8 protein-coding genes are annotated in these 12,823 nt (G+C 65.1%); 1 reads left to right on the top strand and 7 read right to left on the bottom strand.

Annotated features, from left to right (window positions below; genetic code table 11):
* Positions 1-65: 65 nt before the first annotated feature.
* The 7 genes from B4I46_RS05530 to B4I46_RS05500 all read right to left on the bottom strand — a co-directional run bounded on the left by B4I46_RS05530 (position 66) and on the right by B4I46_RS05500 (position 11,642).
* Entirely contained in the window at positions 66-758 is a 693-nt protein-coding gene (locus B4I46_RS05530; protein WP_054916226.1) for a sensor histidine kinase, read from the bottom strand.
* Positions 755-2,362, bottom strand: a complete 1,608-nt coding sequence (locus tag B4I46_RS05525; protein ID WP_043864364.1) for a tetratricopeptide repeat-containing response regulator — start codon at positions 2,360-2,362, stop codon at positions 755-757. Before B4I46_RS05525 ends, B4I46_RS05530 begins: the two co-directional genes overlap by 4 nt.
* 251 nt (positions 2,363-2,613) lie before the next feature.
* On the bottom strand, positions 2,614-5,334 hold the full coding sequence (locus B4I46_RS05520) for a LuxR C-terminal-related transcriptional regulator (RefSeq protein WP_286898958.1): 2,721 nt from the start codon (positions 5,332-5,334) through the stop codon (positions 2,614-2,616).
* A 252-nt stretch (positions 5,335-5,586) separates the two neighbouring features.
* Positions 5,587-6,951: a DUF1329 domain-containing protein gene (locus B4I46_RS05515; protein WP_043864362.1), complete on the bottom strand. Its 1,365-nt coding sequence runs from the start codon at positions 6,949-6,951 to the stop codon at positions 5,587-5,589.
* A 25-nt stretch (positions 6,952-6,976) separates the two neighbouring features.
* On the bottom strand, positions 6,977-8,860 hold the full coding sequence (locus tag B4I46_RS05510; protein WP_043864361.1) for a DUF1302 domain-containing protein: 1,884 nt from the start codon (positions 8,858-8,860) through the stop codon (positions 6,977-6,979).
* A gap of 337 nt (positions 8,861-9,197) precedes the next feature.
* The gene (locus B4I46_RS05505; RefSeq protein ID WP_054916228.1) at positions 9,198-10,880 is read right to left on the bottom strand and encodes a fatty acid--CoA ligase; all 1,683 of its coding nucleotides are present in this window, start codon (positions 10,878-10,880) and stop codon (positions 9,198-9,200) included.
* Between the two features lie 132 nt (positions 10,881-11,012).
* Positions 11,013-11,642, bottom strand: a complete 630-nt coding sequence (locus B4I46_RS05500) for a LysE family transporter (RefSeq protein ID WP_043864359.1) — start codon at positions 11,640-11,642, stop codon at positions 11,013-11,015.
* 188 nt (positions 11,643-11,830) lie between these two features.
* Here B4I46_RS05500 and B4I46_RS05495 point away from each other — a divergent pair, with 188 nt between their 5' ends.
* Positions 11,831-12,793, top strand: a complete 963-nt coding sequence (locus B4I46_RS05495; RefSeq protein WP_104572244.1) for a 2-hydroxyacid dehydrogenase — start codon at positions 11,831-11,833, stop codon at positions 12,791-12,793.
* Positions 12,794-12,823 lie beyond the last annotated feature (30 nt).

The raw sequence follows: 12,823 nt of genomic DNA, 5'->3' as shown, positions 1-12,823 counted from the left end.
ATTTTATGTACTAACCGTTTAATTTGTAGACTTTGGTGCAACGCCCTGGCCGACCGGCGGCTGGCTCAGGGCAGGTACAGCTGGAACAGGCCGCCGCCCAGGGCACCGCCATTGGCGATCTCGATGCGCCCGCGCACACCGTTGCGCTCGTGCAGCGCAGCAATGCGTTCAGCGAAGTACAGGCCCAACCCGGTGCTGCCGGTGTGCAGGTTGATGCCCTGCACGTAGTCGGCCTGACGGTCGATCATGCCCTGTGGATAACCCGGGCCGTCGTCATTGATGCTCAGCACCAGTTGCTCGCCCTGCTCCGCCACCGTGACCAGCAAGGCGTGCCCGGCATAGCGGATGGCGTTGTTGATCACGTTGGAGATCACCGAACCGACCAGCTCGCGGTCGAAGAAGCCTAGCGGGTTGAAGGCATCGATCTCGTAGCGCGCAATGATCTCGCGGCTGTCGATGATCGGCTGATTGGAGGCCAGCAGGCCGCCGATGAAGTCGTCCAGGTCATGGTAGTCGGGGCACATGGGCAACTGATTGACCCCGAGTTTGTACAGCCCCAGTAGCTGCACGAGCATGCCGTTGAGGTGCGCGAACTCGTGCTCCACCACCGCCTGCTCCGGGCCTTGCGCCTGGGCGGCCGGCAGGCGCGACAGCCACTGGCTGTGCGCCTGCATCAGCATCGCCAGGGAGTTCTTCATGTCGTGTACGGTGGAGGCGATCACCGTGGAAAAATCCAGCCCCTGGGAATCGTTGCTCATGAGCCCACCGCCCGGATACGCAGTTTTCGATAGCGCTCGTAGCGCGGATCGGTATTGGGAATGCCCGCCACCTTGGCCAGGCACGCGCGGCATTCCTCCAGCGCGGCGCTCGAGGGGTTTTCCCCGGCCATGCGCAGCAGCGCCTGGGCAGTGTTCAGCGCAATGCTGATGTTCTTGGGCTGCAACGCCAGCGCGCGCCGGAACTGCTCCAGCGCCTCGCCGACCTTGCCGGCCTGATAGCTGCGCACGCCCTGGCGGTTGAGGTCGACGGCTTCGTTGCCGGCGCCCAGAATCGTCGGATCGTCGGTCAGCTTGGCGATGCTCTGCATCACGCTCGCGTCGTCACCGTAGACTTCCACGCAGTTCTTGAGGATGGCCGTGCCCGCCGCCTCCTGGCCCAGTTGCTGCAACTGCGCAGCCACTGCCAGGGCGGTTTCGGCCGAGAAAAACTGGTCCATGTTCTCCAGCCGCGCAACCGCCGCCTCGGTGAGCTTGGCGGCCGTCTCGGCATCGCCCGCCTGCGCCAGGCCGGTGGCCTTGATCAAGCGCGCACGTACCTGCAGGCCCTGGTCGTCGGTGTACTCCTTGGCCACATCGCCCAGCACCTGATTCAGCTCCACGCGTGTGCGTGCATCCAGGCCGTTGCCCACGTTCTTCTGGATCAGCGCCTGGGCCAGGCCCAGGTTGCTTTCAGGGTCTTTGAAACGCGAATTCTGGCCCTGGCTCACGGCCTGGCGATAGGCCCGCGACGAGGTGTCGAAGTCGGCGTTGCCCAGGGCCAGCTTGCCCAGTTGCATCTGCCGGCGGACCGCCAGCGGCGACAGGCGTACGGCCTCTTCGAGCACCGACTGGGCACGGCGGGTTTCACCTGCGGCAGCCAGCACGTCGGCCAAGCCGTCGTACAGGCCGGGCATCATCGAAAACGCCTTGATCGCCTGTTCGTAGATTTCCTTGGCCTGGACGGCCTGGCCGCGCTTGAACAGCAGCTTGCCCAGCGCCGCGTACGCCCACGGCGTAGGGCGGTTGGCCAGGATCGCCTTGAGAAAGCGCTCCAGCTCCTCATGCCGGTTGAGGGCGCCCAGGGCGTCGGCACGGTAGCGCAGGCACAGCGGCGCAAAGCGCGGGTCCTGCTTGCACAGGTTGTCGCAGGCCAGCAGCACTTCGGCCGGTCGGCCACGGTCCAGCGCCTGCAAGATAGGCTTGAGCAGGGTCTTGCGCTGTACCAGCTTGTCCAGGCGCTGGGTCAGCCCCAGGCGGTTGAAGGGCTTGGTCAGGTAGGCGTCCGGCTCGTGCTCCAGGGCACTGAGCACCACCGCCTGGCTGCTCTCGGCCGTCACCATGACAAAGATCGCCTCGTGGCTGATCAGCTTGTCGATCATCAGGTCTTCCAGCACCTGCTGGCCGTTCTTCTTGCCGTCGCCCAGGTGGAAGTCGTGCAGGATGAAGTCATAGCGCTTCTGCCCGCACATGCGAATCGCCGTCTCGCCGCTCTCGGCGGTATCGACGTCGCGGATACCCATTTCCCGCAACATCGAACGCACGGACGTGCGGAAGTCGGTGAAGTCATCGACGATCAGAAAACTTTTTTGGCTATACACCAACATCCACAAAACCTGACTTGGAAGAAAGAAGAGCGGCGCCAAGGCGCCTACAGGGACAGGCTCGGCTTCAGGACGCAAGCAGCGCGACGATCATCGCCAGCGCATGCTGCTTGGCAAGCAACGTCAACGGCTGCAGGCCTCGGAAAGGCTATCGGCAGCACGTGCACTTTGCTTGAGGCGCCGCAAGCATGCGGCATGAAGCCAACGCGCCAAGCGTGATGGCGCGATGCCATCATACTTGGCCGACTGCCGTGCTACAACAGGCCCAGCGCCTTGGCCCGGGCGACCGCCTGGGTGCGCCGCTCGACGCCGAGCTTGCTGTTGATGTGGCTGGCGTGGGTCTTGACGGTGTGCAACGAAATGAACAGTTGCTCGCTGATCTGCTGGTTGGAGCACCCCAGCGCGATCAGCTTGAGCACCGACATCTCTCGCGCACTCAGGGCCTCGGTGCCCGCCCCGGGGGCCGGCGGGGTATCAACCATCGGCAACAGCGACAGCAGGCGCGCCTGCACCGGCCCCGCCGGCTGGGCCAGCAACTGCTCGCGCATCCACTCGGGGTGATCTTCCAGCAGCCGCTGGAAGGGTTGCAGCACGCCCCCCTGCGCGACCTCCAGGGCCTGGGGCAGCAACACCACGGCCGCCTCTGCAGCACCGCTCGCCAGCAACAGGCCGATATGCTGACACACCGCGGTGGTGCCGAGCAGCTGGCCGCCATTGCTGCGCCCGTGCTCGGTCAGCGCCTGCAGGCGTTGTGCGGCCTGTGCGGTACGCCCCTGGGCCTGTTCCAGCAGGGCCTGCTGCAGTTCGATGTGCAAAGGCAGCAGCGGATGGAACTCCGGTGCGGCGGCGGCACGTTCGCCACCGTAGGTCTGGCCCAGGCGCAGCAGCCAGGATTCGGCCAGGTCCATGCGCCCCTGGGCCAGCCACAGCTCGCATTTGACCAGGGTGATCATGGCCAGGTAGAACACCGGCGGCACGTCCCAGATATGCATCAGGCGCTCGGCCTCGGCCAGCTCGCAGAAGGCCTCGGTAAAACGCCCCTCGCGTCCGTCCAGGGTGGCCAGCACGCAATGCCCGATCAGCACGCTGATGTCGCGACAGGCACGCGCTTCCACCAGCCCGGCGCGCAAGCGCGCACGCCCTTCCTGGGGCTGCAGCCCGGCGACCAGCAGGTAGCCTTCGTACAGCGCCAGGCGCGCACGCGCCGCGTACAGGCGCTGGGCCGACAGCCCTTGCAGGCGTTGCAGGCCGTGGCGCACCTCCTCCATCGAACGCAGGACCTCGCCACGGGCATGCAGCACCCGCGCGCGATCGTAGTGGGCCAGGGCCTCGAACAACGGGTTGCCGACCCGCCGTGCCAGCTCCAGCGCCTCGCGGTTCCAGCCACGGGCGTGCCAGAAATCGCCCTCGGCGATGGCCAGGTTGGACAACGTGGACAGGCACATCAGGCGCTGGCCGTAGCGCTTGGTGGGCAGGCTGCGCAGCGCCTGCTGGCAGTACGAACGGGTTTTCAGACGATCGCCGCGACCGCGGGCGATGATTCCGCTCAGGGCCAGCCATTGCGCCAGCATGGACTTCTGCGCCGTGGCCGAAGGCGCCGGCAGGAACCGGCTGAGGTGGCTGACCAGTTCCTCGGCCGCGTCCAGCTGGCAGGCCAGCCCCAGCGCCCAGCTGTACAGCACGATCAGGCGCGGGGTGCTGATCAGCAGGCTGTCGGGCAGGTCCATCTTCCAGCGCAGCAGCATGCCGACGTTCTGTTCGGCCAGCAGTTGCTCTTCGGACAGGTTCTGCACCAGGTTGGCCGCCACGTCCAGGTGACCGGCGCGCAGGGCCTGCTCCACCGCCTCGTCGAGCAGGCCCTGGGCGTGGAACCAGCGGCACGCGCGCAGGTGCAGGCTGGCCAGCGGCTGGCTGGCCTGGCGGGTGCGCAGCAGGTCGGAGAACAGGTGGTGATAACGCAGCCATTGACCCTGCTCGTCCAGCGGTACCAGAAACACCTGGTGTGCCTTCAGGTAACGCAGTATCTGCGCGCTGTCGTGGCTTTCGCGCAGTGCATCGCACAGGTCGGCACAAAAACGCTCCTGGCAGGCGGTGTCGTAGAGAAACGCCTGCACCTCGGGCGGCAGGCAGTCGATGACTTCTTCGAGCAGGTAGTCGCGGATCAGCCCCTCGCCGCCATGCAGGGCGTGGGGCAAGGCGCTGTCGACCCCCGCCTCGGAGGCGGCCAGCAGCCAGAAGCGCAGGCCGGCGACCCAGCCGTCGCTGCGTTGAATCAGGTTGTCCAGGGCCTGGCCACGCAGCGTGGTGGGGTGCTGGTCGAGCACGGCCAGGGATTCCTCGGGGCTCAGGCGCAGGTCCTGTTCGGTGAGTTCGAGCAACTGCTGCGACAGGCGCAGGCGCGCCAGGTGCCAGTCGGGACGCTGGCGGCTGGTGACCAGCAGCACCAGGCCAGGCGGCAAATGATTGAGGAAGAACTGCAGGCAGCGGTCGAGCACCGGGCCCTGGGCCAGATGGTAGTCATCGAGCACCAGCAGCAGCGGGTTCTGCGGGTGCAGGTGCAGGGCCAGTTCGTCGAGCAGGCTGTCGAGCCACTCCTCGAAGGCAAAAGGCTGGTGCCGCTGGCGCATCTTGAGCAGGCCCAGGGCCTGGTTGCCCAGGTCCGGGCAGAACTGCTGCAGCCCTTCGAGCAGGCGCTCCAGAAAGCGCCCGGGGTCACTGTCGCGCTGGCTCAGCCCCAGCCACAGGCTGCCCCACGAGGCCGGCAGGCTCTGGCAGAACTCCACGGCCAGCGAGCTCTTGCCGAAACCGGCGGGCGCCGAAACCAGCAGCAGTCGACCGCTAAGGCCGGCGTGCAGGCGCTGGCATAGCCGCGGGCGCGGCACGTGCCCCTCGGGCAGTGGTGGACGGTAGAAGCGGCCCTCCACAGCGCTGATGGCCTGGCTGGCGAACCCTTGCATACGCGACAGATCAGTCATGGCCGGCTCGTTTTAGTTGGAAGTCTTCGGCAGAACAGACCCGCCGAGACTAGCGCTTTAAACGGCACATTTGAAGATGATTGGCGCAGAGGTCGGAAAAAAGACTACAACAAAAAGCGACAAAAACTCACGAAGCGCAGCATTGCGTGCAATTCATCCCGCATTGCCCCTCACGGCCTGTTGTCGGGCCACACACAGAAACGCCCCGGGCAAGCCGGGGCGTTCTGGGGATCACACGGAGGAGGTTCTAACTCAGCGCACACCATCCTGGCGCAGCGCTGCCGGCTGGAAGTCGGCCTTGCTGGCAGTGAAGTCGAAGTTGTAGGCCTTCTGCTCTTCGTTCTTCATGCCCAGCGCCAGGTAACGGCCCGACTGCAGGTCGTAGATGGCTTCCAGGGTGTACCACGGCACCTGCTTGTTGTAGTAGTCCTGGGCATGTGCCTCGGATACCCGCCACAGCTGGCCGCGGCCGTCGTACTGGTCGATCACGGCCGCTTGCCAGGTGTCTTCGTCGATGTAGAAGTCACGCTTGGCATAGATGTGCCGCTGGCCCGGTTTCAGGGTGCCCACCACATGCCACACGCGACGCAGCTCGTAACGGGTCAGGTCCTGGTTGATATGCCCCGGCTTGATGATGTCGGCATACTTGAGGCTCGTCGAATCGAGCTTGTAGCTGTTGGAGGCAATGTACATCTCCTTCTTGCCTTCCAGCTTCCAGTCGTAGCGGTCCGGCGCACCGTTGAACATGTCCAGGTTGTCGGAGGTACGCAGGCCGTCAGCGGCGGTACCCGGGCCGTCATACGACACTTGCGGGGCCTGGCGCACGCGGCGCTGGCCAGCGTTGTACATCCAGGCCTTGCGCGGCTCCTTGACCTGGTCGAGGGTCTCGTGAACCAGCAGCACGGTACCGGCCAGACGCGGCGGGGCGGTCACTTTCTGCTTGAAGTAGAACAGCACGTTGCCAGGGTTGGCCGGATCGAAATCCTTCAGGCGATCGCGGAACATGAACTGTTCCTCGAGCTTCACCATGCTGTAGCTGCCGTTCTGCTGCGGCGTGGCCTGGTTCACCACACGCGTGACGCCACCGCCACGGTAGCGGGTGATGTGGTTCCAGATCACCTCCACACCGCTTTTCGGGATCGGGAACGGAATCGCGATCTGGAAGTTCTCCAGCCCGTTGCCGCCAGCTACCAGGTTGGTGGTGGTGGCGTTCTTCTTGATGGCGGCGAACACCGAGTCCGGCACCGTGGAGCCACGCTGGGTCGGGTACACCGGCAGCTTGAAGGTGTCCGGATAGCGCTTGAACATGGCCAACTGGCCAGGGGACAGCTTGTCCTTGTACTGGTCGACGTTCTGCGCGGTGATGGTGAACTTGGGCTTGTCGTTGCCGTACGGGTCGGACAGGAAGCCCTTGGCATCGACCGAACCGGCCGTGGTGCTCAGGGGCTGCCAGGCGGTGATCGAACCGTCGGCATTGCCGGCCTTCTCGGCGCCCATCGGGGTCAGGCTGGTGCCCAGTTTGGCGGCTTCGTCGGCGGACACCGCCGCCATCACGCCGGTGGCGAGCAGCGACAGGCTCAGCACACCGATTTTCAACAGACTCTTGGTTGCTTTCATGATCTTGGTCTTCCCGGATCAGTGCTTAGAAGTTCACGCCGAAGCTGAGGGCGATGAAGTCGCGGTCATCCACGGTGGTGTACTTGCCATCGAAGAAGTTGGTGTACGACAGGCTCGCGGTGTAGGTGTTCTGGTATTCGGCGTCCAGGCCCAGGCTGACCGCCTTGCGCCCTTCCTCGAAGTTGCCGCCCGGGCCTGGCGAGTAGCCGGACACGTCATGCGACCAGGCCACGCTCGGCTTGAGGTTGACCCCGGCGAACACATCGTTGTAGTCCCAGATCACGCGGCCACGGTAGCCCCACGAGGTGCTGGTGGTGTAGCCGTCCTTTTCGCACTTGCGGCTGCGGTTGGCGGAGGAACCACCGCCAGGCGCGGCGCCACCGATGGTGCCGGCGTTGAGGATGTCCGAGCAGGTGTTGAGGCCGAAGGTATCCGGCAGCGGGCCAGGGCCATACACCGGATCGCGGCCGTAGCGCAGCTTGTCGGCGCTTTCCAGGCCGCCCACGTGGGTCACGCCCACTTCACCTACCACGGTCATGCGGCTGGCGCCCATCACCTGGTCGAAGAAGTGCGTCAGGGTGGTCTGGAACTGGGTGATTTCCTTGCGCTTGTAGCCGTGCAGGTCGGTATCGGCCTGGCCCTTGAGCAGCGAGGCATTGCCGAACGTGCCGCCCAGCTGGGTGACCCCGGCGTACAGGATGTCGGTGGTGTTCAGCTGCACCGGTGCGTTCGGCCGGTAGCTGATTTCACCGCTCCACGCGGTGCCGGTAGGCAGGGTGGTGGAGAAGCTCAGGCCGTACAGGCGGATGTCTTCGGGATACTCGACGAAGTACTTGGAGTTGCCCGCCACGATGGCGGCGCCGGTGCGCGGGTCGACCATGCCGGCAATGGCGTAGGCCTGTGCAGAAGCCCCCGTGGCGCTGAAGATCGGCGCACGGCTGTGGTAGTTCATGGCGTAGGCGCCGAACTCGGTATTGAGCGGTTCGAACATGTAGCGCAGGGCAACACCGAACTGGCCGCTGTCACGGGCATCGCGGTCGGGGCCGCGCGCCACCTTGATGCCTTCCTCGTTCACATCCACGCCGAAGTTGGCCAGGCCGGCGATCTGAGCCGGGGTCATGGTGCGGCTGCTGGACAATACGCGCAGGTTGTCGGTGCAACCGTCGGCGATGATGTCCGGCTGGGAGAAGAAGGTGCCGCAGTTGTCGACGACGGTCTGGTCCCATTCCAGCTGGTAGAAGGCTTCGGCCGACAGGTTGTCGGTCAGGCTCTGGGAGATGTAGAACATGTTGACCGGGATCAGGCCTTCCTTGATCTCGGCACCCGGGCGGCGGAACGCGGAAACGTCGATCGGGTTGATCGAGTTGATGCCACCACCGATGAAGGTACTTTCACCCCAGCTCACCACCTGCTTGCCGAAACGCACCGAACCCGGCAGTTCGCCAATCGAGTAGTTGTGGTAGACGAAGGCGTCGAGCAGCTCGGCACCGGACGACTTGGCGCCCTCTTTGCGGTTGGAGTCGCTGATGTCCTTGAACTGGCGGTGTTCGTCCTTGAGTTCGAAGTCGTACCAGTACTTGCCACGCACGAACACGCCGGTGTCGCCGTACTTGAGCTCCAGGTCGTGGATGCCCTTGAAGATCTTCGAGAAGGTCTCGCCGCGCTTGAAGTTCAGGTGGCCGTCGTCGGAGGTCTGCGACAGCCCCTTGCCGCCGTTGTTGACGCCGATCAGGTTCTGGTTCGGCTTGGCCGTCGACCAGCTGGCCCCCACGGACAGCGACGAGTCGAACTGACCTTCGATTTCACCGATGTTGAAACTGACGCCGAATGCAGGGCCGGCGAGCGTAGAAGCGAGGCTGACGGCCAATGGCAATTTCGCCCGGCGCCAGAACAGATTTACTGATGTCATCGACGCTACTCCATGTACTTTATTTTTATGGCAGTGAGTCCTTTGAGAAACGCATCGAACGACCGACGTGAATACGCCTGCTGGTCGACCAACGTGGCAGTGCGCAGTCATTTGCGCGGGCCCCCGTCCCTAAAAATCCCCTGACCCGACTATAGCCAGCAGGTACCTGTGCTTGATCCCTCTAAAGTGTGATTTGCACGTTGGTACTACACCCAAAGAGCTGATTCGCTCGCCAACTGCGCGGGCAGCGGCAAGGATGGCCTATTTTTTCGCTTTGACAAGGCGCGCAGGTGTCTGGCGCAAGGGTCGCACCCGCCAGGGCGCGACCGGCCCGCCTTCAGAGGGTGGACAGAAATGCGCTGTTGCTGGCCTGCCAGTGGCTGATGTCGACGCGGATGCGCTTCTTGTCCAGCTTGCCCACGCTGGTCTTGGGAATTTCGGTAACAAGGGCGATCTGGCTGGGGATTGCCCACTTGTTGATCATGCCCAGCTCCACGTAGGGCTTGAGGTGCTCCTTGAGCTCGCGGGCGTCGATGCTGGTGCCGTCACGCACCACCAGCAGGGCAAACGGACGCTCGCCCCACTGCGGATCGGGTACACCCACCACCGCCACTTCGCGCACCGAGGGGTGGCGGCTGACGAGGTCTTCGAGGGCCAGCGACGACACCCACTCCCCGCCGGTCTTGATCACGTCCTTGATGCGATCGCGGATATCGACCACGCCCATGCTGTCGATGGTCGCCACATCCCCGGTGTGCAGCCAGCCGCCCTGCCACAGCTCGGCGCCTTTCTCCGGTTCGCGGAAATACCCCATGCTCAGCCACGGCGCGCGCAGCACCAGTTCGCCCTGGGACTCGCCGTCAGCCGGCAGGAAGCCGCCTTCGGCATCCATCACCGCGGCCTCCACCAGCGGCACCGGCACGCCGGCCTTGATGCGGTAGCTGATGCATTCGTCGTCGCTGCCGGCCAGCAGCTCTTCGTTGAGGTGGGCACAGGCCACCAGCGGGCAGGTTTCCGACATGCCATAGGCCGCCGTGAGCTGGATGCCCTGGGCCTTGGCCGACTCATACAGGGCGCGGTTGAGCGAGCTGCCGCCGATGATGATCTTCCAGCCGCCGAAATCCTGGCCCTGCGCGCCCTTGGCGTTGAGCAGCATCTGCAGGATGGTCGGTACGCAGTGCGAGAAGGTGACCTTTTCGTCCCGCCACAGCTGACACAGCATCTCCGGCTCGTAGCGCCCCGGGTAGACCTGCTTGAGCCCGAGCATGGTGGCCACGTAGGGGATACCCCAGGCGTGCACGTGGAACATCGGGGTGATGGGCATGTACACATCATCGGTGCCCAGCAGGCGGATGCTGTCGATGCTGCCGGTCACGGTAGCCACGCCCAGGGTGTGCAGCACCAGCTGGCGATGGGTGAAATACACGCCCTTGGGGTTGCCGGTGGTACCGGTGGTGTAGAAGGTGGTGGCCACCGAGTTCTCGTCGAAGTCGGGGAAGTCGTAGGTGGTGGCCGCGCCCGCCAGCAGGTGCTCGTACTCGCCCACCAGGTTCGGCAGTTCGGCATGCTTGTCGGGGCCGTCGGTGAGCAGCAGGGTCTTCTCGACCGTGGTCAGTTGCGGCGCGATGGACTGATACAGCCCGATGAAATCGCTGTTGACCAGCACGAAGCGGTCTTCGGCGTGGTTCATGGTGTAGAGGATCTGCTCGGGCGACAGGCGCACGTTGATGGTGTGGGCCACCGCGCCGATCATCGGGATGGCGAACATGCACTCCAGGTAGCGATGGCTGTCCCAGTCCATCACCGCCACGGTGTCGCCGGCCTTGACCCCGGCTGCGGTGAGCACGTTGGCCAGGCGCGCGATGCGCTCGCTCAGGGTCAGGTAGTTGTAGCGCAGCTGATCGCGGTACACGATCTCGCGGGTTTTCTCGTAGCGGCTGCCCGACATCAGCAGGCGCTTGATCAGCAGCGGGTATTCGTAAGCGCCCGCAGCGGGGGCGATAATCCTGGTTTGCAGCATGGGAGTCCCTTTTTCGAGTACGCAGGCATGGCAATACGGCGCTTACTCTAGAACGGGACGGGGGCGCTCAAATCAGCCAAAGGAATGATTTGCGCGCCCGCAGGGATGACAGGCCAATGGCCATCAACCGCCTCAGTGCATCTCGGTGAAGGCGATCTTGATACCCAGCGCCACCAGCACCGCGCCCATGCCGCGATCGAACCAGTGGCCCATGCGCGCAAAGCCGGAGCGCACGCGGGCGTGGCTGAACAGCAGGGCCACCAGGCAGAACCACAGGCCGGTGGCCAGCGCCAGGTAGGCCCCGTAGCCGGCCTGTATCAGCAGCGGCGTGTGCGGGTTGATCACCACCGTGAACAGCGACAGGAAGAACAGCGTGGCCTTGGGGTTCAGGCCGTTGGTCATGAACCCTGCCACAAAGGCGGCACGCGGGGTGCGCGCCACGGTCGAGACCTGCACGCTCTCGCTGCCGGCAGGCGCCGGGCGGGCACGCAGGGCCTTGATGCCGATGTACACCAGGTAGGCCGCAGCCAGCCACTTGAGCACGTTGAACAGCATGATCGACTGCGACACGATCAGGCCGATGCCCAGCAGCGAATAGCCCACATGCAGGAAGATCGCCGTGCCCACGCCGAAGGCGGTCCAGGTACCGGCGCGCCGACCGTGGGTAACACTTTCGCGCACCACCACCGCAAAGTCCGGGCCGGGGCTGGCCACGGCCAGCAGGTGGATCAGCGCAACGGTGAGAAATTCTGCCCAGTACATGGGGTGACGCTCCTGGCAAACGATCGGGTGGCGTACCTTACCCACTGCCTGGCAGTTCTGAAAGATACAGTTACAAGTGAATCGGCACAGTCACCTCTCGTGCAGCCGGATGCCTGGCTTTACGCCCACGGCGATGCAGGCTCTAATGCCCCACTACCTGCTCAAACCACACCCCAGGAGCCTGCCCCATGACCTTGCGCCGCGCTGTATTCCTCGACCACAGCTCCCTGGACCTGGGCGACCTCGACCTGAGCCGCCTGCGCGGCTGCTTCGATGAACTGCAGTTGCATCCGACCACTGCCCCCCACGAAGTGGCCGAGCGCCTGCAGGGCGCGAGCGTGGCGATCACCAACAAGGTGCACCTGGACGCCGCCGCCCTCGCCGCCTGCCCCGACCTCAGGCTGATCCTGGTGTCGGCTACCGGCACCAACAACGTCGACCTGCAGGCCGCGCGTGCCCAGGGCATCGTGGTCAGCAACTGCCAGGGCTACGGCACGCCCTCGGTGGCGCAGCACACCCTGGCCCTGCTGCTGGCGCTGGCCACTCGCCTGCCCGATTACCAGCAGGCGGTGGCCGACGGCAAATGGGCCCAGGCCAGGCAGTTCTGCCTGCTCGACTTTCCCATCGTCGAACTGGAGGGCAAGACCCTCGGCCTGCTCGGCCACGGCGAACTTGGCGGTGCGGTGGCGCGCCTGGCCGAAGCTTTCGGCATGCGCGTGCTGTCCGGCCAGTTGCCCGGCCGCCCGGCCCGCGATGATCGCCTGAGCCTGGCCGAGCTGCTGCCGCAGGTGGATGCGCTGACCCTGCACTGCCCGCTCAACGACAGCACCCGCAACATGATCGGCGCCGCCGAGCTGGCCCTGCTCAAGCCCGGCGCGTTCGTGGTCAACACCGCCCGTGGCGGGCTGATCGACGAGCAGGCGCTGGCCGACGCACTGCGCAGCGGGCACCTGGGTGGCGCCGCCACCGACGTGCTCAGCGTGGAGCCTCCGGTCAATGGCAACCCCCTGCTGGCAGGCGATATCCCGCGCCTTGTGGTCACCCCGCACAGTGCCTGGGGCGCGGTCGAGGCGCGCCAGCGCATCGTCGGCCAACTGGCCGAGAACGCCGAAGCCTTCCTGCAGGGCAACCCGCGCCGAGTGGTCAGCTGAGTTCTGCTAGAATTCGCGACTTTTTGCAGA

Source organism: Pseudomonas sp. UBA7500, from assembly GCF_002478435.1.
Classification (GTDB): Bacteria; Pseudomonadota; Gammaproteobacteria; order Pseudomonadales; family Pseudomonadaceae; genus Aquipseudomonas; species Aquipseudomonas palmensis.
The sequence above is the reverse complement of the archived record's forward strand: the minus strand, read 5'-3'. Positions and strand labels throughout refer to the sequence as shown.